Here is an 18,826-nt window from a genome sequence, read left to right as displayed (position 1 = left end):
GGCGATCACGGGCCGTTGGCGGCCAGTTCGGCAAGCCAGGCGTTGGCGGTGCCGTCGGACGGCGCGCGCCAGTCGCCCCGCGGCGACACAGAGCCGCCGGCAGATACCTTGGGCGAATTGGGCAGCGCCGATCGCTTGAACTGGCTGGTGGTGAAGAAACGCACCAGGAACCGCTCCAGCCACAGCTTGACGGTGGCGAGGTCATAGCTGGTGCGCGCTTCCTCGGGATAGCCGATCGGCCAGCGCCCTGCGTCCACATCGCGCCACGCATGCCATGCCAGGAACGCGATCTTCGACGGCGAAAGCCCGTGGCGCAGCACGTAATGCGCGAAGAAATCGTTCAACGCATAGGGGCCGATCTTGTCCTCCGTGCTCTGCATCGCGCCGCTTTCGTCGGCGGGTACCAGCTCGGGCGAGATCTCCTGCGCCAGGATCGCTTCCAGCACGGCATCGGTTTCCGCATCATATTGATCGGTCGCGATGCACCAGCGGATCAGGAACTGGATCAGCGTCTTGGGCACGCCGGCGTTGACGCCGTAATGGCTCATATGGTCGCCGACGCCATAGGTGCACCAGCCAAGCGCCAGCTCGCTCAAGTCACCGGTGCCGACCACCAGCCCGTTGCGCTGGTTTGCAAGGCGGAACAGGTAATCGGTGCGAAGCCCGGCCTGCACATTCTCGAACGTGACGTCATAGACCGGCTCGCCGCGGCCGAACGGATGACCCATCCCTTCCAGCATGGTGCGCGCCGCTGGCCGGATGTCGATCTCCTCCGCGGTGATCCCCAGCGCGCGCATCAGCCGCCAGGCATTGCCCTTGGTCCCCTCGCTGGTCGCGAAGCCGGGCATGGTGAACCCCAGGATGTCCGTGCGCGGTCGCCCCAGCCGGTCCATCGCCTTCGCCGCGACGATCAGCGCATGGGTCGAATCAAGGCCGCCGGAAACGCCGATCACCAGCTTCTCGACCCCGGTCGCGGCGACCCGCTTCAGCAGCCCCTCGACCTGGATGTTGAAGGCCTCGTAGCAATCCTCGTCCAGCCGTGCCGGTGTATCCGGCACGAAGGGGAAGCGGCGGATCGCGCGCTGCAGCCCGACATCGGCAAAGTCTGGGCGGCGATCGAACAGGATGCGGCGGAAGCGCTTCTCCGGATGGCCGGAGAAGGTCGCGGCGTCGCCAAAGGTGCCGTTGCGCATCCGCTCCTGAATCAGCCGCTCCGCGTCGATGTCTGCGATGACGAGTTCGGGCTCGAGCGCAAAGCGCGTCGATTCAGCCAGCGGTTCCCCCAGTTCGTGGATCGTACCCTGGCCGTCCCAGGCGAGGTCGGTCGTGCTTTCGCCCGGCCCCGCGGCGGAATAGACATAGGCGCAGATCGCCCGCGCCGATTGCGAAGCGGACAGCATCGCCCGCTCACGCGACTTGCCGATCACGACGTTGGACGCCGAAAGGTTGCAGCAGATCAGCGCCCCGGCCAGCGCGCCCGCGGTCGAGGGCGGGGTCGGCGACCAATAATCCTCGCAGATTTCGGCATGGAAAATGAAGTGCGGCAGATCGGCCGCGGCGAAGATCAGGTCGGTGCCGAACGGCACGTCCTGTTCGCCGACCATGATCGTCTCGCCAGTGATCCCCGCGCCGCTCGCGAACCAGCGTTTCTCGTAATATTCGCGGTAATTGGGCAGGAACGTCTTGGGCACGACGCCCAGGATCCGCCCGCGCCCGATCGCGACGGCGCAATTGTACAGGCGGCCATTGCGCGGCAGCGCTGCGCCGACGAGCAGGGTCGGGGCCAGATCCTCGGTCGCCTTCGTCACCGCTTGCAACGCCTCGACGGTCGCCAGCTGCTGCGCCGTCTGCAGGTGAAGATCGTCGATCGCGTAGGAGGTGATGCTCAGCTCCGGAAACACGACCAGGTCGACCGCCTCGTCATGCGCGCGGCGGGCGAGCGCGATCGTCGCTGCCGCATTTGCCGCCGCATCGCCGACGCTGGCGATCGGCGTGGCGGCCGCCACGCGGAGCATCCGGTGGTGGTGTATCGAAGTGAACCGTGTCTGCATCTGATACCCGTATCTTTCCTGACGCTATCCGCGATTGATCTACTTTGCCCCGGCGCCGCGCTGGGTTACGCAGCTATCATGGATGATCCACCGTCCAACAACGGTCGTCTTGCCGCTTTGTTCGCAGCTGGCGGGCAGATGGGCCAGCTTGTCAACGCCCATGACTGGAGCCAATCTCCGCTGGGGCCGCCGGAACAATGGCCGGAGACCCTGGTGACGGTGGCCAGCACGATCTTCGCCGCAGGTGCCGAGATCGTGCTGTTCTGGGGCCCGGATTATTGCGCGATCTATAACGATGCCTATGCCCCGACGATCGGCGACAAGCATCCACGCGCACTCGGCCGTCCGGCGCGTGAGGCGTGGACCGAGCTGTGGGCTGACCTGGAACCGCTGCTGCGCCACGTGCACGATACGGGCGAAACCTACACCGCGCGCGACCGGCCCTTTTATATCGAGCGCGCCGGCTACGGCGAGGAGGTGTATTTCAACGTCTCCTATTCCGCCGTTCGCCTGTCCGACGGTTCGATCGGCGGCGTGCTGTGCATCGTGTCGGAAACGACGCAGCAGGTGCGCGCGGCGCGTGCCCTGATGGCCGATCGCGAACGCCTGGCGCAGATGTTCGATCACGCGCCCAGTTTCATGTCGGTGCTGCGGGAGCCCGGGCACATCACCGAACTGGCCAATGCGTCCTACCTCCAGTTGGTCGGAGAGCGCGAAGTGATCGGCCGCCCCCTGCATGAGGCGCTGCCCGATGTGGCGCGGCAGGGGTTCATCGACATCCTCGACAATGTCGTCGCGACGGGCGAGCCGTTCCGCGGCGAGAACCTTCACGTACGGCTGCAACGTACGCCGGACGGGCCGGCGGAAAACCGCATCCTCGATTTCGTGTTTCAGCCGATCGCCGACGCCAAGGGCCGGGTCGCCGGGGTGTTCGTCGAGGGTATCGACGTTACCGAGCGCGAACGCCGCGCCGACGCGCTGCGCGAAAGCGAGGTGCGGTTCCGCGCCCTGGCGGACAGCCTGCCCGCGCTGGTGTGGATCAACGACGCGGAGGGGCAGGTGGTCTTTGCCAGCCAGGCGTTTGGCACCATGCTGGGCGTCACTGCCGATGACCTGCAGGAAAAGGGCTGGGGCTGCATCGTCCATCCCGATGACATGGCCGCCTTCGTCAAGACTGGCCGCCGCCATCTGCTCCAGCCGGCGCGTTTCTCCCGCGACGTGCGTCTGCGCACCGCCGACGGCACCGATCGCTGGTTCCATATCGAGGCGCGCCCACGCAAGCTGGGCGACACGTTCGAGGGTTATGTCGGCTGCGGCATCGACGTGACCGAGGCGCATCTCGCCGGCGAGGCGCTCGAACATCGGGTGGAGGAGCGGACCGCCGCGCTCACCGAGCAGATCGCGGAGCGCGAGCAGGTCGAGGCGCGGCTCGCGCAGATGCAGCGACTGGAGGCGATCGGACAGCTCACCTCCGGCATCGCGCATGATTTCAACAACCTGCTGACCGTCGTGCTCGGCAACGTGGCGATGATCGAACGAACCTTCGACAAGATCGGCGTGGACGACAAGACGCGTCAGCGGCTCGCCCACGTGCGCACTGCGGCGGAGCGGGGCGCGAAGCTGACCGGGCAATTGCTGGCCTTCTCGCGCCGTCAGCGGCTGGAATCGCGCGTCGTCTCACTGAACGAGGTGGTGAGCGGGATGCAGGGCCTGCTTGAAAGCACGCTCGGCGGCGGCGTCGCGATCGAGACCGATCTGATGCCGGGCCTGTGGCCGGGGCTGGTCGATCCGACGCAGATCGAACTCATCATCCTCAATCTCGCGATCAACGCGCGCGATGCGATGGCGGTGGGCGGCACGCTGACCGTCGCAACCCGCAACGTCACGCTCGGCCCGCCGTCGCGCAGCGAGGAGCCGGCGGCCGGCGATTACGTCGCTGTCTCGGTGTCGGACACCGGCAGCGGGATGACGCCCGAGGTGCTGGCCAAGGTGTTCGAGCCATTCTTCACCACCAAGGAGGTCGGCAAGGGATCGGGGCTCGGCCTGCCGCAGGTGTTCGGCTTTGCCAAGCAATCGGGCGGCGGTGTCCGGATCGACAGCACGCCCGGCGTGGGGACCACCGTCAGCGTCTTTCTGCCGCGTGCCGCCGCGCTGGTCGAACCGGTTGCGGTCGCCGCCGAGAAGGTGGGGGAAGTGGCCGACATCGTCGGGCGCATGGTGCTGGTGCTCGACGATGATGATGCGGTGCGGAGCGTCACGGCGGAGGAGCTGCGCGAGGCCGGATGCTCCGTGCTGGAGGCGGCATCGGGCGCGATCGCGCTCGGCATGATCGGCGATGCCGGCGCGATTGACGCGGTCGTTGCGGATTTCGCGATGCCGGGCATGAACGGCGCTGATTTCGCTGCGCGCGTCCTCGAACGCCGGCCGGACCTGCCGATCGTGTTCGTCACCGGTTATGCCGATCTCGCGGCACTCGCGCATGTGCCGGAGGAGAATATCGTGCAAAAGCCGTTCGGACCCGGCGTCATCGCCGATCGGCTGCGGGCGCTGCTCGCCGACGCCCCGGCGATCGCGACTGGTCAAAACAGCGGATCGTCCATATTGAGCCGGCGCAACGAAAACCTGTGAGGGGACTGTCCATGACGCCTGCCGAGATGACCGCCAAGATCGCTGACGGGGAGGGCTTCATCGCCGCTCTCGACCAGTCCGGCGGCTCCACGCCCAAGGCGCTGAAGGGCTATGGCATCGAAGAGGGCGCCTGGTCGAACGAAGAGGAAATGTTCGGCCTGATCCACCAGATGCGCAGCCGCATCATCACCTCGCCCGCCTTCACCGGCGACAAGGTGATCGGCGCGATCCTGTTCGAGCGCACCATGGATGGCGAGGCCGGCGGCCAGCCGGTGCCGCAGGCGCTGCAGGACCGCGGCGTCGTGCCGTTCCTGAAGATCGACAAGGGCCTGGAGGACGAGGCGAACGGCGTTCAGCTGATGAAGCCGATGCCGGGCCTCGATGCGCTGCTCGACCGCGCGGTGAAGCTCGGCATCTTCGGCACCAAGGAGCGTTCGGTCATCAACCTCGCCAATCGCGCGGGGATCGCCGCGGTCGTCGCGCAGCAGTTCGAGGTGGCGCAGCAGGTGCTCAGCCACGGCCTGATGCCGATCATCGAGCCGGAAGTGAACATTAAGAGCCCGGAACGTGCCGAGGCCGATCAGATCCTGCTCGAGGAACTGACAAAGGCGCTCGACGCGATGCCGGGCGACGCCAAGGTCATGCTGAAGCTGTCGCTGCCGACCAAGCCGAACCTGTTCCTGCCGCTGGTGAAGCACCCGCGCGTCCTGCGCGTCGTCGCGCTGTCCGGCGGGTTCAAGCGTCCCGAGGCCTGTGTCGAGCTTGCCAAGAACGAAGGCGTCATCGCCAGCTTCAGCCGCGCGCTGCTCGAGGATCTGCGCCACGGCATGACCGATGCGGAGTTCAACAAGGCGCTGGGCGACGCGATCGACGAGATCTGGACCGCCTCCGCGCGCAAGACGCCACAAGCGGCCTGATCCTCCGCTCGGCTGAAAGGTCGAACCGAAAGGCACGTGAATGGCGGTCGACGATCACATCGTCGGCCGCCTGCTTGCGCAGCGTCTCTACGCGTTCCGGCACAATCCCATGACGGCGCACGAATAGCTGGCTGTCGCCGTTTGCCGCGATAATGAGGAAAGGGGTGGAGCGGGTAACGGGAATCGAACCCGTGTATTCAGCTTGGAAGGCTGCTGCACTACCATTGTGCTATACCCGCCCGGTCAGTGATCCTGACGTGGCAGCGACCCGTCCATGCAGGACGTCCGCCGTGCCGCTGCGTTACCGCGCGGTCTTCACCCGGTCAACCGATCTGAAACGCCCGCCGTGCGTCGCCCGGATTAGCCATTGCGCGTCGCCGGCGCGACCGGATCGGGCGTGCGATCCTTGGTCTTCTTGCTGCTCAGGTTCATGCCAAGGAAGATCACGATCCAGATCGCCGCGACCAGCCCGGCAACGATGACGGCCAGCCTGGCACGTCGAGAAGACGAGTGTTTGGACATGCCCGGGTCAACGCGGGCCGCGCGCCGAAGAGCCACCCATTGTGCCTGACACAGGTTAGCCGCGTCCCAGTGAGTCGCGGATCAATCCTCGAACGAGGCGAATTGCAGCATCAGGGCGATCAGGTCCCCCGGTGCGAAGGGGGACCCATTCCCCGCGGCCAGCGCCAGCACGGGGGCGATCTGCGCCTCGACCAGCGTGCGCGGCCCGGCATACGCCATCGTCCAGCGGGCAAAGCGCCGCCGCACCAGCGTCTCCGTATCGATCACCGTCAGGTCGGTGTGCCGTGGATCGGCCCTGATGCTCTCCATCAACGTCATCACCGCCGCTCCGGGCCCCTCCAGCACCTGCGCGAAATGCGTCTCGACGAACATCAGCGCGCCGGTCACCTCCAGCGCCACATTGCGTCGACGCGATACCGCGACGATGTCCGCCACACGGCCCTCTTCTTGGGGGAGCCTGAGGCAGCTTTTGCTGACGTAAAGCAGGGAATATATCGCCATGGCGCGATCCCTAACGTAGGTTGGTGCTTCTGCGCACCACGTTTGGATATTGCCCCGCACGGCGCCGGGCGTATCGGCGGGCGCCGTGCGTCAGCAGCGTAGCAGAAGGACGATTTCCATGGGTCAGGCCAACCCACCATCGCCGCTCGCTCCGTTCATCGCCAAGCTGGAGCGGCGATGCCCGCTCGACGCCGACGATCGTGAAGCTCTGCTGGCACTGACCACGTCCGTCCAGCGCCACGACGCGGGACGCTACGTGGTCCGGGCGGGGGAGCAGAATCTGTCGTTCATGGTGCTGCTGTCGGGCTATGTTCACCGCCACCGGGTGCTGGCCAATGGCTCGCGGCAGATCGTCGCCGTCCACCTCGCGGGCGATCTCCTCATCTTGCCGCACACCGCGATGCGCCGCACCACGGAGAGCCTTCAGGCGCTGACCCCGGTCAAGGTCGCCGAGGTCGCCGCCGCATCGATGATAGCTTTGTCGCGGGAGCGGCCGGCGATCGCGGAGGCGCTGCTGCTCGAAAGCATCGCCGACGCATCGATCTTCCGTGAATGGGTGATCAATCTCGGCCGACGCGATGCGCGCACGCGCACCGCGCATCTGTTGTGTGAGCTTGGCACGCGCAGCGCGGAGAGCGATCTGGGCAATCGCACCACCTTTCGCCTGCCGCTGACGCAGGAGCAGCTCGCCGACGTGCTCGGGCTCACCTCGGTCCATGTGAATCGCACGCTTCGGGGGATGAAGAGCAGCGGGCTGATCGATTACGGCAACGGCTGGGTGTCGGTGCCCGACTGGACGAGGCTGCGCAAGGAAGCCGATTTCGACGACGGCTATCTATGCGTGGACCCTGCCTGATCGCGGCACGGCGAGGCGAGGGCGCCAGACCGCCGATGCGCCAACCACCGGCGTGCGTCCGACAGCAGGCGGCATCGCTCGATCAGGATTTGCGCGGGTCGTGTCGCGAGCGCGTCGGCGGCGTCGCCTCGATATGGTCGAGCCGCGCGAGCAGATTGTCGAAGTCCTTCACGTCCTCGACCGCAAACACCCGATTGAAGCCCTCGCCCAATACGCGCAGGTCACGTTCGGTCAGCAGGCCGACGGCGATGATGCGATCATGAGGCATTGTGACAGAACGCTTGGCAAACCATTCGTTCCGCACCGCGGTGTAAAGTGGGGGCGGAAAAATCCGAAAAGTTGAAAGGTGTTGCGGCAAGGTCGCGGCCGACGCCATCGTCCGCCGACGCGCTTACATCAGTAGCGGATCGTCGCCGCACCGCGCCCGTCGTTCAGGTCGGAATGGAATGTTGGAACCTGGTAAAGGCCGCCGGGTCCAGCCATCTTCCCCACGGCGAAACCGCCGGGGAGAAATGGTGGAAGGGACTGCTAGCGGAATGGCGAGCATAACGCGCTGACTTTCTTGGAGATTAGATGTTGGTGCCGCGGGCGGTGCCCCCGCCGGTGCCCCTGAGGTCAGTGGGGTCAGGGGGTCTCGGGCGGAGACGCCAGTCGGCCTTTGAGCCACGACTCGACATCCGCCTCCCACCAGCCGCTACTCCGCCGGGTCAGTTGGTGCTGCCGCGGGAAGTCGCGATTTGCGATGAGCCGATAGATCGTCGCGCGGCTGAGCCCCGTGCTGGCGATCACGTCATTGATCCGCATGAAGCGTCCCATTGAAGCCTGTCGGCCATCTCGCTTTGCTGCGGCCAGGTTCATGCTGCCGGGTCGGTTTGCGCCTTCTTGCTGCGCTGCATCACGGCCGCTCACAGAAGGCCACTCCCGACACCGCCCAGCGTGCGCGCCGGTTCGGGCCGGCGCATTGGCCGAACCTCGATCAGCCCGGCACCAGCCGCCACGGCGGCAAGCTGTTCTTCGAAGGTTCGCTGCCGACCCTTAGGACGCGGTGGGATCATCGCGTTGGGTAGGGGCGCGGCAATGGTGCGGACCATGGGGCGGAACGACGGATCCTCCGCGGGCGCGCGCTCCAAAGCTGCCGGCTGTTCGGGCGCCGCCGGAGGAGGGGGCTCGGGCGGGGGCACGACAATGGCGTCTGCGACCTTGAGCAGATCCTCCGGCACGATCGCGCGCAGCTTGTCGCCCAACAGGGGAAGGAAACGCGCGATCGTGAGTGGACGCGGAGCCTTTGCCCTCGAGAGATTTCCCGCCGTGGTGGGGGAGGCGCCCGCGCTCACCACGAAGTCCACGATCGACACGCCCTGCTGTTCAGCGGCCTCGCGGATCAACTCTGCCATCTTCGGCCCGAGGTTATTGATGGTCGCGAGCTTCGCGGCGTGTTCCGGCCGGTCGCGCCAGTGCTTCGCCGCGGATGCCGGCGCGCGGGTGCGGCGGCCCGTCGCCACGATCGTCACCTGGCGCGAGGACGAGTAGCGATCGACCTTGATCAAGCCGCGCTTCTCCAAGCGGTGTAAGGTCGAATTCGGTGCGCCGCTGGATCGGGCGCCGAGAAGTTTGGCGAGCCGACTGTTCGTCGGGCAGGGCTCATGGCGGTTCGCGGCTCGTGTCAGCGCCTGCAGCACGAGCGCTTCGGCGGCCGCGCCCGCGATCATCGTCGGGGCTGCGCGGCGAGGTTTATCTTGCGTCATCACAGCATCCCCAGCGCTTGCATGTAGGTTTCGAGGATCGCTTCCTCTTCCTGGAATTCCTCCCGCTTCTTCTTGCGGATCGACATGATCTTCTTGATCGCCTTCGGGTCGTACCCGCGGCTTTTGGCCTCGGCGAAGACATCCTTGATGTCGTCCGCGATGCCTTTCTTCTCTTCCTCAAGGCGCTCGGCGCGCTCGATCAGGAGCCGCAGCTCGTCGGCGGCGACCTGGCCGCCGCCCATGCCCTCTCCACGTTCCTCGGCCATCATCCGATCCCCAGCAGCGCGAGGATGCCGGCGCGGTTGAGCGCGACGCCGAGCACCTGGCCGAAAATGCCGGCGCCGATGGTAGTCACGGTGGCAAGCGCGAAGACGTAGAGTCCGCTGGGCTGATCGCCCGCGTTGTTGCAGTCGTGGCAGTCACAGCGGATCGGATGGATGTCGAGCGGCTGCGCGAAATCCAGCGGACGTTGGAAGCTCATGGTTGGCACTCCCGGTTGGCAATGAGGTGGTCGGCGGCGAAGGCTGCGAGCAGCAACGCGACCAGGACGATGGTTGTGGGGACGACGTCGGTCGGCCGGCTGGCGACGGCGATCACCACACCCGACGCGAGCGTGGCGGCGGCTAGAGCGACGCGGATGCGGATCAGCGTGGCGCGCGTCATGCCGCGGCGCCGTCGAGAGGGTGGTCGCAGGCGGTGCAGAGATCCTGACCGTTGACCCACGCGCAGGCTTCGTTTCCGCGCACGCAGGGCAAGCGCCAGCTGCACGCGCAGATGCGGCAGATCCTCGGTGTCAGCGCCACATCGCGCTCCCCCCGCGCGATCGCCGCCAGAGCGGCCAGCACGTGCAGGTCCAGCCGGAACACACGGGCGAGTTGCTCGATCGTGTTTGGGGATACGGGGACCAGGTCAGCCTCGATTCGCTCCAGCCACTCGACCCGGTCCTGCTCCGGCACATGCGGGATCGTGCCGATCCGCGCGGCCACATCAGCAAGCTCGAGCCGCGTCGTGCGGCGGCGGACCTTCAGGTACAGGCCGGGCGTGAAGTCGACCGTGCGTGTCCAGCTGGGACCCTCGATATTGGTCATGATCATTGGCGGCATCCGGGCAGCACGAAGCCGCTCCGCGAAGCACAGGGCGACGCAGGCGGCGGCGTGTGAGGAAAAGTTTGGTGTTGGTGGCTGCGGTGTGGCGCGGCCCTTCAGGATTTAGGGCGGCGCGGTCGGCGGCTTCGTGCGGCGCTTCTTGCGCAGCCGCTTCACCGTGTTGGCCGCGGTGTTCAGCGCGGCGAGGCCTTCCTCGGCCTCGCGCTCGGCCGCCGCGATCTGCTCGTCGGTGGCGCCGGGTAGCGCCGCGATGATCAGCGCGCTTTCGGCCTGGCCGACTTCCCTGATCGCATTGGCCGTGACGTGCGCCAGTTCATGCTGATCCGCGAACTGATCGGACAGCGCCTGGTCGAGCAGCGCCTCATAAGCGTCGAACAGCGGCGCGCCATGGCCGCCGGCGGAGCGGAACGCGACGTCCAGCGCGATGGCGCAGGGAAGGGGGATCGCGTCTTGCTTCTCCGGGTCGCCCCAGGCGCGGATCGTGTGAGCTTGGCGACCCGCGGCCTTCGCCATGTCGTCCCATCCACCCGGCAGGTGGCCGGCGATGCGAGCCAATGCGGCGTCGATCGACAGGGGAGCGCGTAGCTTCGTCATTGTGTGATGCCCCGAAAGCCGGTGGTGAATTGGTGGGTACGCGCGGCGAGCGCTCCGCCAAAAGACGACGCCGGCAACACTACGCCGACGCCGCCTCTCGGGAGTTCACTCGAATGCAGCAGACGATTGGGGCCACGATCGCTGTGGGGAGGGTTCAGGACCAACAGCGTCGCGTCTCGGCCGGTCTGCCAGCGGCCAAGCAGGAAATTGGGTTCGGGGGGAAGAAGGGGCGCACTGGTCATCCGACCGCGCCTTCCGGGGAGCGGCTTGATGCCGCTCCCCGTCCGGCTACGGTGTTGGTTCGAACAACCACCGGAGCTGACACATGGCGGATAAGCTTTCGACCGACGCGATCGCGATCGTCGCGTCCAATCTTACAGTTGCGCACTTTTCCACTGGCACCGTTCGCATCGACGAAAGCGATGTCGTCGGCAGCGTCCTTAACGTCTATTGGACGTATTGCGGCGAACTCGAGGAACAGAAGTCCCAGGACGGTGCGCGCGATAGATGATGCTTCACGCATCATCGCCACCGTCGATATAAGCCATTACCTGTTCGGCCAAACGGATGAGGTTGGCCGCGGTCGTAGCGTTGGGGCTGATAGAAGCCGCAGCTTCCAGAGCATCGACCGCTTGGAACGACCGAGGTTGGTTAATCACCCACTCGCCGAATGCACGGGCATGTTCGAGGGTATCTTCCGGAGAAAGCGCCGGTTGAATACCCGCGGCGATCTGCAGGCACCGGAGCCGGACTGCGATGCGATCAAGTCCGGCCGAGTGGAGGCGCCCGAACTCGAGCGCGTGCTGGGTCCCGTGAATACGCCTGATCTCCTGAATGGAGGCGTTGGGATCACCGCCTTCGTCGGTCACGGCCCGTCGAAATGCGAGGTCGCTCACGCTGCTGCCTCTCTGGTTGGCTCTGGGCCGTACACATCAGGGCGCAGGAGGTGACGGCTGATGCCGGTCGCCTCCTCCACCTTCAGCACTGACTCGGGGGGGACCTTGTCAGCCATAAGCCACTCGCGGATCGTTGACTGGCGCTTGCCCACCAGCCGACCGAAAGCCGACTGCGAGCCAGCCTCACGAACTGCTCGTGCCAGATCGGTATCGAGATCGTGCTCAAGGGCCATGCTCCTGCCTAACGAAATCGCGTTAGCTGCGTCAATAGGCAAATCGTACTAGGTGGCTAACGGTGCATCGTTACAACCTGCCGCCATGACCCTCGGCATGCGCATTGAAGAGCGACGTAAGCAGATCGGCCTGTCTCAGGCCGAACTCGCAAGACGTGTCGGGATACGACAAAGCACTATGAACTCGCTTATCAGGGGCGACTCACGAACAAGCAGGTCACTCCTCAAAATTGCGCGCGAGCTGCAAACCACGGCAGCATACCTTACAGGTGAGACGGATGATCCCGACGAGGGAGCGCCGCCGCCGCCGCCAGCGCCGCCCTACCAAGCCATCACCCTGCAGGTCCTGTTGCCAGGCGAGGCCGCGCTGGCACAAATGTTCGAGGGCCTGCTGATGGCGATGGATCGGGATCTGCCGCTGGACGAACAAGCTCGGCTGCTCGCGCAGCGGCTGCCCACCGGCCTGTCGCAGCTGCGAGATCTGATGCCCGCGCTTCCGAGGCCGGCCGCCGCCAAGCCGCAACCATCCCGGCCCACGCCTGCTCGCGCACCGCGGTAACAACCGCACATTTAACTTCGCACGGGACACATGCTTCCCGGCATGCCGAGGTTGACCGAAAAACGACTTCACTCATTGAACTATCCTGCTGCCGAAGGGCGGCGGATGTATCGAGTAAAATCAACAAGATAGGATTAGTTTCGCGCATCTTTGCGCAGGTAAGCAGAAGAGCCATCTTGATCTTTATCAAGGCCAAGAGACGGGTGATATGGTATGCGACTCGGCAGGAGGTTGCCATGTCCCGCGATGACAGAGCTTATTTCCAGGTTCGTGCCGAGGCCGAGCTGAAAATGGCGCAAGCCGCGCAAAACCCGGAGGCTTCGCGAGCGCATTACACCCTTGCCGGACATTATCTCGATCGGGCATTTGGGGGTACAGAGGGCCGTCCGCCGCTAATGACACAGATCAGGACCAAGCTGCAGCGTTTCAGATACTAACGTCTACTTAGGCCAGGACACTGCAAGCTGCCAGCCAGGGATGATTCTTGTTGGGAAAATTTTCTGATACGTCATTCCGCGCATTTTCTGACCCATTTTGATTTACCCTCCCTCGGCATCGTGGCAAGGTCGGGCCGATGTTGATCCGGCGGATGAGGCTGTTGTCAGAGCTGACACCCGACGAAGTGGCGGCAGTCCAGGCTATCCACGTCGACACAGTGTTCACCCGGCTCGGTCGTGCTATCTTTAAAGAAGGCGCCGCGTCGAACCGACTCTACGTCGTGCTCGACGGGTGGGCAGCGAAGGCTGCTCTAAGGGTGAATGGATCCCGACGTATAACTTCTATTCTACTTCGGGGCGATTTTTGCGGCGTACATGCGATCTCTGGATCGAAGTTTGAGCATGATCTGATTGCGCTTACCGATTGCAAAATCGGTTGGATCTCAGGGGAGGTGATGGCCGACCTTGCCGCCCGTTATCCTGGTATAAACACCGCTCTTTGGCGTGCGTCGCTGGTCGAGGCCGCGACGCTTCGGAAATGGCTGCTAACATCGGATGATGCTTACCATGCAGTGGCCCACCTTCTTTGCGAACTGGTCACGCGAGGGAGGGAGATCGGCCTAGCCACGAACAATAACATGTCCTTGCCGATCACCCAGGAACAGATCGGAGACGCGCTCAGCCTAACCTCTGTACACGTTAACCGCATTGTCCGGCGCATGCGACAAGAGGGGCTGATCGCGATAACAAACAAGACCTTGTGGATCATGGATGAAGAGGAGCTGCAGCGAGCCGGGCAGTTCGATCCAAGCTATTTATGTCCGTGGGAGTAATAGGGCGATGCTCGCGGCAACAAAACCGCTTGCCGGCCAACTCGCCGTTCTGATTGAGGACGACCCGTTCCTTGCCAACTACGTTGGGGAGGCCGTCGTAAGTGCGGGGGCGCAGATTATCGGGCCGGCGCGAAACCCTGGCGAAGGTGCGCTGTTGATCCAGCGGCTCAGGGTGAAACCGAACGCGGTATTGGTGAGTGCGACGGTGCTGGGCATGGAGGAAACCGGGCTCGCCGAAGCGCTGGTCCGTCTTGATGCTCCCGTGCTGCTCATGAAGAAGGATCACCGTGGTCGGGATCCCTCATTCCCTTGTGCAGCCGTTCTGACCCTTCCGTTCGCCGCTCACCAGGTCGTCGATAGAATGTCAAAGGTGGGAAACCTGACCCCTCGCCAGATTTTAGCGGAAAGGTGATTTCACAAACATGGTCCGCCTCAGCGATGTTTACGGCGGAGGCAACCTCCGCAGCAGCGATGAGGCCGACTTTGGCGCTAATAAGCGCCGACTGCGCGTCAGGTCCATTGATGAAGCGGCGAGATCCGAGACGCTGCCGCCGAGCTGATGCCCGAGCGAAAGCTCGTGCAGAACTCAGCATTGGCGGAGACGCGGTATGGTTCGGCGCATCCTGATACGCGAAAGCTGAAACAGAAACTCAAGCGAATTGATGCCGGCTGACTATGCTCGTGCACACCATCAAATGTCACGCGACTGAAGCACAGGGCGCCGGCCATCCTCTGCCGGCGCACCAACGACGCCGGCTAACTCCATCCTCTCGACATACCTTGCCGCTTCATTGAAACCTATGCTTAAGCCTCGCTGGATCGCCGAAACGGAGGCGTTCTGATGATGTACCACGAACGCCACTGCTTCGTCGTAACGATCAGGCTGAGGGACATCGGCAGGACGGCGCCAACCTTCGAGTAGCTGTCGCATCAAAGCCACACATTGAAGCAATACTAGCGCCCGACTCTCCAGCGGCGGCGCCTCCGCAACGTCGGCTTCAAGCGCCTTATCTAAGAGCTCCAATGCTCGGTCTTCACAGCGATGAAGAGCGTCGATGGGGTCACCCTTGATCAGCATCTTATCGCCCGCTCCCATGTCGCTGACTTAAACGCGAATACCCTACGGGTTCCCGCGGCGTGTCGCGAGATTCAATGCCATGTCGAGCATAAGCGTTCCGCAATCGATCGAAAATCATTTCATCGCGTGCAGTTAAGAAGACGAAACTAGCTTCGCGCTTCTTCTACCGGGTCAGTAGCGGAATGAGTCGATCTTTATCGAGGCAAAGAGACGGAGTAATATGAATGTCGACTCGGTCGGAGGTCACAATGCCCCGCGATGATAGAGCGTATTTTTGTGCTCGTGCGGAAGCCGAGCTGAAGATGGCGCAAGCGGCCCGAAACCCTGAGGCAACGCGAGCGCATTACACCCTTGCTGGGCATTATCTCGATCGCGCTCACGGTGGCGACGAGCGGAGCCAATCTGCTCTGCTTCACAACCCGCGGGTGGCTGCGACTTCAACTAAGCGGGAACGGCAGTCCGACGCTGCACACGGTGATGAGGGTCCTCGGCGGGCTCGGGTTACAGCTCGAGGCGAAGGCGAAGGTGGTGTCCGGCCTGGGCATTGATCCGCAAGCTAAGCAACACCGCGCGCCTGAGCACGCTTGAGGGTATTGGGTGGGTATTGTCGGCCAGGCAGGCCGCAAAACCCTCGCAATTCCACGCCTGCAACGCGGCCGCGACGGAGGTAACCTCCGCGTCGATCCAGAGGGAGTCTCTGCCGGGACGGAAGACGGGCGCGTTGTGCGCTGTATCTATCGAGGTATGGTCGCGCCATGTCGCTGCGCGTAACCGTTCCTGACAAACCCTCCGACGCACACCAAGACCTAGTCTTGGCGCTGCTACACGCCCACAATGTGAGCCGGGCCGGTGATCCGCGCATTAAGCCAGTGGCCGTCCTGCTGACGGACGAAGACGGAGCCCACGTGGGCGGGCTATGGGGGCAGTGCGCCTATAATTGGCTGTTTGTGGAGCTGATCGCCATTCCCGAGGAGCATCGCGGCCACAACCATGGAACGGCGCTCATGGAGCAAGCCGAGGCCATTGCGCGGGCCAACGACTGTATCGGGGTTTGGTTAGATACCTTCGAGTTCCAAGCACGTGGCTTCTACGAAAAGCTGGGCTACGAGGTTTTCGGCGCGATCGACGATCATCCTGCGGGCCAAAAGCGGTTCTTCCTCAGCAAACGATTGTAGGGCGGATCTCGTTCAGGTCTCAGCGGCGGAGGGTACCTCAGCGTCTGAGAAGGGCAAACGGTAAGTCGCTTCAGAGCACGCCGCAGCGTTTGTGGCGGAGCCGTTTTGCGCTTCCGAACGACGTTGAGCGCGTTGCATAAAAGCGAGCCTTACGTCATTCTCTCTGCTAGGAGGCGCCATGGCTAATCAGAACTTCAACGCCCCATCCGCCGCGTTCCCTCGCGCGGAAGTGGAGGCAGCCTTGGACGAATGGTGGGAGACGGAGCAACAGGATGCTTCACTGCCCGCCGATGCCTCGTCGGATGATATAATGACGCCAGCGGTGGAGATCGATTCACATCGGGCGGTGCGCGCGTTGATCGTCCTTCAAGAGGTGGTCAAATTCGAGATTCCCGAGACCGTCATCGCAGAGGGCGGATACGATGATTTCGCTGAGATGCGGAGGGTGCTGATCCCCGCCCTTGAAGCCTTGTTTGAAGAGAAGCGGGAAAAGCAAAATGCCTAGCCCCATCGACTTGCGCATCGCAGCCAGAATTCACGACGCTCGCGTGTATCTAGAGCTGTCGGTTGATGAATTTGCCGCCATGTTGAACAGTCAAGTTGAGGAGGTGCAAGCTATTGAAGCCGGCCAGGTCGCGGTGACCGGCGGCATGCTCACCCAAATCGCAAGGTGTCTCGGCCGAAGCCTGGAGTTTTTCACGGCCGACGTGCCACCAGGTGCTGCTGACGATCGGACAGCTTTCCTCGCGCGAGCAGCCGAGACGCTTTCGGACAGAGACATGGGGGAACTCCAGCGCTTTGCTACCTATCTACGGACACGGGCAGAGGGCGCTGCGGCTTGAACCCTGCCGTTCGGCAGGCTCGTCTACGCGGCGCACGGGAGGCCGAGCGCCTCCTGTCGCTGTTGGAGGTGCGCGAAAGGCTGCCTGCAACGAACGAACGCGTTGACGTCTACGGAGCACTAGCCTGGCTCGACGTCAGAGTGATATTCAAACCCCTGGAAGGCCTCATCGGCGCTTACGTCCGAGGAGACACGCCAGGGATAATGATCAGTACTAGGCGACCACCATCCGTCCAACGTTTCACGGCCGCCCACGAGCTGGGGCATGCAGTGATGGATCATGCTCCGAGTCTCGACAGTCCCGGCGTTCTTAGTAACGCGGCGAGCGGACGACCGCGCCCCTTGATCCACGGCTTTGCTTCTTATCTTCAGGAAGTCGAGGCGGATGCGTTTGCTGGAGGATTTCTGCTGCCGCCCTGGCTCATCACACGACATGCGAGGCGCCAGAATTGGACAAGAGAGCACCTGCAGACGCCTGAAGTAGTCTATCAATTGTCCCTGCGCTGCGGCGCAAGCTTTCAAGCGGTTGCTTGGGCTCTTGAACGCAACCGCTTCATTTCTCCCGCTGATCGAACCGCGCTGCTCAAGACCAAGCCACGCGATCTAAAGGCGCGCTTGGGACATGGGGCGCGCGTCGCGGACACGCGAAACGATGCTTGGTGGTTTAGTGCTAATGACGCTGGTTTAGACTTCGAGCTTGTGGTTGGCGACACCATCAATCTAGAACGTGTTTGCGAGGCCACGTGGGAGGAAGTTATAGCGCTCGAGGATTTTCTTACGCCCGTAAGGACGGGATTCGACGAAGAAAGTCAGCAATCCGCTTGCTTCCTTGTCTCGCGGCGTGGCGCTGCTTCTCTTCACCTCCAAGGCTCCAGCGCGCCTACAAGGAACTCGACAGTGGGCTTTGTGGCGTTCGATCGGGAAAGCGGACTCTCCCGAGCTAATCGGGCGCGGTTGGCCTCTGCAGCAGGACAAGGTGGAGTTGATTGTGGGGCCTGAACGTTTAGGAGGCTCACTGCTCCTGCCAGATAGTACCACACCAGCAGAGGCGTGGGTTAACGCCGTGGAGGCATTGTCTCAGCGGCGGGGACATGCCTACAATCTGATATATTCGGTGACCAAACCATCATCGCAAACCTCTCAAGACATAACGACCGTGCGCGGGTTCAATGCTTTTGCACGCATGAACGGGCTTCACTCCACTGAAACGGTAGCGAACACTATATTCCCGTTGGATACGTACCGTAGCCAAGGAGTAGAGCTATACTCATTCTACCTCCTCCATGTTTTGCCCAAGGTTAGGAAACAATGGGGCACTTATTTCGAACGACTGATCCAGCGGCGTAACGACGACGGGTCGATCATGACGCGGCAGGGCGTGGCGCTGAACCCGCTGGCTCTTCTTATCGAAAAGCTTCGAAAACGTGTTGAGGCGGGTGGGACCACTACGCATTATGAACTGTCGCTCTCCGAGCTCGAGTACGAAGTGCCGACCTATGACCCTTTACGCGATGGTGCCTACCAAGTGGGAGGCCCATGCCTCAGCCACTTGTCCTGGAAAGTGGACCGCAACGGGCGGATCAGGTTAACCGCGTTCTATCGATCACATTGGTACGTCGCACGTGCGCTCGGCAATCTGATTGGCTTGGCGCGTCTTCAGACTTTCGTCGCGCGATCAGTGGGCGCTGATGCTGGCCCTCTCACCATAATCGCGTCGGAGGCAGTTCTTGATCTTTCCGGCCGGGGGCGATCTGCCGGCGCCACCCGCGCGATGCTGAAGGAAGTGACCATCGGCTACGATAACAATCAAAGGAGTGAGCTGCCCCCTTCTGAGTGGTCCATCGACTATGACAG

Annotated in this window: 27 protein-coding genes and 1 tRNA gene; 13 read left to right on the top strand and 15 right to left on the bottom strand. The window is 63.5% G+C overall.

The window, feature by feature from the left end; all coding sequences use genetic code 11:
• Positions 1–5: 5 nt before the first annotated feature.
• Positions 6–2,051 carry an NAD(+) synthase gene (locus tag L8F96_RS00140; RefSeq protein WP_334654406.1) on the bottom strand — a complete coding sequence of 682 codons (2,046 nt, stop codon included), beginning with the start codon at positions 2,049–2,051 and terminating at the stop codon, positions 6–8.
• 78 nt (positions 2,052–2,129) lie between these two features.
• Here L8F96_RS00140 and L8F96_RS00135 point away from each other — a divergent pair, with 78 nt between their 5' ends.
• The gene (locus L8F96_RS00135; protein ID WP_334654405.1) at positions 2,130–4,679 is read left to right on the top strand and encodes a PAS domain-containing protein; all 2,550 of its coding nucleotides are present in this window, start codon (positions 2,130–2,132) and stop codon (positions 4,677–4,679) included.
• Between the two features lie 11 nt (positions 4,680–4,690).
• The gene (locus L8F96_RS00130; protein ID WP_334654404.1) at positions 4,691–5,596 is read left to right on the top strand and encodes a fructose bisphosphate aldolase; all 906 of its coding nucleotides are present in this window, start codon (positions 4,691–4,693) and stop codon (positions 5,594–5,596) included.
• Positions 5,597–5,761: 165 nt separating this feature from the next.
• Here L8F96_RS00130 and L8F96_RS00125 read toward each other — a convergent pair.
• From L8F96_RS00125 to L8F96_RS00115, 3 genes are all read right to left on the bottom strand, one after another.
• Positions 5,762–5,835, bottom strand: a tRNA-Gly gene (locus tag L8F96_RS00125).
• A 121-nt stretch (positions 5,836–5,956) separates the two neighbouring features.
• Positions 5,957–6,118, bottom strand: coding sequence for a hypothetical protein (locus tag L8F96_RS00120; RefSeq protein WP_168770683.1), 162 nt, complete (start codon positions 6,116–6,118; stop codon positions 5,957–5,959).
• Positions 6,119–6,199: 81 nt separating this feature from the next.
• Positions 6,200–6,619, bottom strand: a complete 420-nt coding sequence (locus L8F96_RS00115) for a BLUF domain-containing protein (protein ID WP_145118979.1) — start codon at positions 6,617–6,619, stop codon at positions 6,200–6,202.
• A gap of 118 nt (positions 6,620–6,737) precedes the next feature.
• On the opposite strand from L8F96_RS00115, the gene L8F96_RS00110 reads away from it, so the two are divergent.
• Positions 6,738–7,475 (top strand): Crp/Fnr family transcriptional regulator, encoded by a 738-nt coding sequence (locus tag L8F96_RS00110; RefSeq protein WP_334654399.1) that lies wholly within the window; start codon positions 6,738–6,740, stop codon positions 7,473–7,475.
• A gap of 82 nt (positions 7,476–7,557) precedes the next feature.
• Here the strand turns inward: L8F96_RS00110 and L8F96_RS00105 are convergent, their stop codons facing one another.
• The 8 genes from L8F96_RS00105 to L8F96_RS00070 form a co-directional block, all read right to left on the bottom strand.
• Positions 7,558–7,851 (bottom strand): hypothetical protein, encoded by a 294-nt coding sequence (locus L8F96_RS00105; protein WP_334654398.1) that lies wholly within the window; start codon positions 7,849–7,851, stop codon positions 7,558–7,560.
• Between the two features lie 248 nt (positions 7,852–8,099).
• Positions 8,100–8,279, bottom strand: a complete 180-nt coding sequence (locus tag L8F96_RS00100) for a helix-turn-helix transcriptional regulator (protein ID WP_245995324.1) — start codon at positions 8,277–8,279, stop codon at positions 8,100–8,102.
• A 101-nt stretch (positions 8,280–8,380) separates the two neighbouring features.
• Positions 8,381–9,184, bottom strand: a complete 804-nt coding sequence (locus L8F96_RS00095) for a hypothetical protein (protein ID WP_334654394.1) — start codon at positions 9,182–9,184, stop codon at positions 8,381–8,383.
• Between the two features lie 35 nt (positions 9,185–9,219).
• Positions 9,220–9,486 carry a DUF2312 domain-containing protein gene (locus tag L8F96_RS00090; protein WP_301090204.1) on the bottom strand — a complete coding sequence of 89 codons (267 nt, stop codon included), beginning with the start codon at positions 9,484–9,486 and terminating at the stop codon, positions 9,220–9,222.
• On the bottom strand, positions 9,486–9,701 hold the full coding sequence (locus L8F96_RS00085; RefSeq protein WP_334654392.1) for a hypothetical protein: 216 nt from the start codon (positions 9,699–9,701) through the stop codon (positions 9,486–9,488). Before L8F96_RS00085 ends, L8F96_RS00090 begins: the two co-directional genes overlap by 1 nt.
• Complete coding sequence (locus tag L8F96_RS00080) at positions 9,698–9,883, bottom strand: hypothetical protein (RefSeq protein ID WP_186313937.1); 186 nt, start codon at positions 9,881–9,883, stop codon at positions 9,698–9,700. Before L8F96_RS00080 ends, L8F96_RS00085 begins: the two co-directional genes overlap by 4 nt.
• Entirely contained in the window at positions 9,880–10,314 is a 435-nt protein-coding gene (locus L8F96_RS00075) for a helix-turn-helix transcriptional regulator (protein ID WP_334654387.1), read from the bottom strand. Before L8F96_RS00075 ends, L8F96_RS00080 begins: the two co-directional genes overlap by 4 nt.
• Positions 10,315–10,428: 114 nt before the next feature.
• Positions 10,429–10,920: a hypothetical protein gene (locus L8F96_RS00070; RefSeq protein WP_334654386.1), complete on the bottom strand. Its 492-nt coding sequence runs from the start codon at positions 10,918–10,920 to the stop codon at positions 10,429–10,431.
• A 325-nt stretch (positions 10,921–11,245) separates the two neighbouring features.
• Here L8F96_RS00070 and L8F96_RS00065 point away from each other — a divergent pair, with 325 nt between their 5' ends.
• Entirely contained in the window at positions 11,246–11,431 is a 186-nt protein-coding gene (locus L8F96_RS00065) for a hypothetical protein (RefSeq protein WP_334654385.1), read from the top strand.
• Between the two features lie 4 nt (positions 11,432–11,435).
• Here L8F96_RS00065 and L8F96_RS00060 read toward each other — a convergent pair whose 3' ends face one another.
• Together L8F96_RS00060 and L8F96_RS00055 are read right to left on the bottom strand one after the other, a co-directional pair.
• On the bottom strand, positions 11,436–11,816 hold the full coding sequence (locus L8F96_RS00060; RefSeq protein WP_334654383.1) for a hypothetical protein: 381 nt from the start codon (positions 11,814–11,816) through the stop codon (positions 11,436–11,438).
• On the bottom strand, positions 11,813–12,049 hold the full coding sequence (locus tag L8F96_RS00055; RefSeq protein ID WP_334654382.1) for a transcriptional regulator: 237 nt from the start codon (positions 12,047–12,049) through the stop codon (positions 11,813–11,815). The genes L8F96_RS00060 and L8F96_RS00055 overlap by 4 nt, the downstream gene beginning before the upstream one ends.
• A gap of 85 nt (positions 12,050–12,134) precedes the next feature.
• Between L8F96_RS00055 and L8F96_RS00050 the strand changes: the two genes are divergently transcribed.
• The 4 genes from L8F96_RS00050 to L8F96_RS00035 all read left to right on the top strand — a co-directional run bounded on the left by L8F96_RS00050 (position 12,135) and on the right by L8F96_RS00035 (position 14,290).
• Complete coding sequence (locus L8F96_RS00050; RefSeq protein WP_334654381.1) at positions 12,135–12,608, top strand: helix-turn-helix domain-containing protein; 474 nt, start codon at positions 12,135–12,137, stop codon at positions 12,606–12,608.
• Positions 12,609–12,844: 236 nt separating this feature from the next.
• On the top strand, positions 12,845–13,045 hold the full coding sequence (locus tag L8F96_RS00045) for a hypothetical protein (protein ID WP_301090198.1): 201 nt from the start codon (positions 12,845–12,847) through the stop codon (positions 13,043–13,045).
• A 152-nt stretch (positions 13,046–13,197) separates the two neighbouring features.
• A complete protein-coding gene (locus L8F96_RS00040; protein WP_334654379.1) occupies positions 13,198–13,878 on the top strand; it encodes a Crp/Fnr family transcriptional regulator in 681 nt (226 codons plus the stop codon).
• 7 nt (positions 13,879–13,885) lie between these two features.
• Positions 13,886–14,290, top strand: coding sequence for a hypothetical protein (locus L8F96_RS00035; protein ID WP_334654378.1), 405 nt, complete (start codon positions 13,886–13,888; stop codon positions 14,288–14,290).
• Positions 14,291–14,569: 279 nt separating this feature from the next.
• Here the strand turns inward: L8F96_RS00035 and L8F96_RS00030 are convergent, their stop codons facing one another.
• Positions 14,570–14,956, bottom strand: coding sequence for a DNA translocase FtsK (locus tag L8F96_RS00030; protein ID WP_168770687.1), 387 nt, complete (start codon positions 14,954–14,956; stop codon positions 14,570–14,572).
• Between the two features lie 755 nt (positions 14,957–15,711).
• On the opposite strand from L8F96_RS00030, the gene L8F96_RS00025 reads away from it, so the two are divergent.
• The 5 genes from L8F96_RS00025 to L8F96_RS00005 form a co-directional block, all read left to right on the top strand.
• Positions 15,712–16,131, top strand: a complete 420-nt coding sequence (locus tag L8F96_RS00025) for a GNAT family N-acetyltransferase (protein ID WP_334654377.1) — start codon at positions 15,712–15,714, stop codon at positions 16,129–16,131.
• Positions 16,132–16,309: 178 nt separating this feature from the next.
• The gene (locus L8F96_RS00020) at positions 16,310–16,636 is read left to right on the top strand and encodes a hypothetical protein (RefSeq protein ID WP_334654375.1); all 327 of its coding nucleotides are present in this window, start codon (positions 16,310–16,312) and stop codon (positions 16,634–16,636) included.
• Entirely contained in the window at positions 16,629–16,973 is a 345-nt protein-coding gene (locus tag L8F96_RS00015) for a helix-turn-helix domain-containing protein (protein WP_334654374.1), read from the top strand. The genes L8F96_RS00020 and L8F96_RS00015 overlap by 8 nt, the downstream gene beginning before the upstream one ends.
• Positions 16,974–17,041: 68 nt before the next feature.
• On the top strand, positions 17,042–17,971 hold the full coding sequence (locus tag L8F96_RS00010) for an ImmA/IrrE family metallo-endopeptidase (protein WP_334655609.1): 930 nt from the start codon (positions 17,042–17,044) through the stop codon (positions 17,969–17,971).
• Positions 17,949–18,826: thymidylate synthase family protein (locus L8F96_RS00005; protein ID WP_334654373.1), on the top strand; the 878-nt coding region annotated here is incomplete at its 3' end. The genes L8F96_RS00010 and L8F96_RS00005, both read left to right, overlap by 23 nt.

Origin of the sequence: Sphingomonas panaciterrae (assembly GCF_036890205.1) — a bacterium.
Classification (GTDB): Bacteria; Pseudomonadota; Alphaproteobacteria; order Sphingomonadales; family Sphingomonadaceae; genus Sphingomonas; species Sphingomonas panaciterrae.
This window is presented reverse-complemented; position numbering and strand designations above follow the sequence as displayed.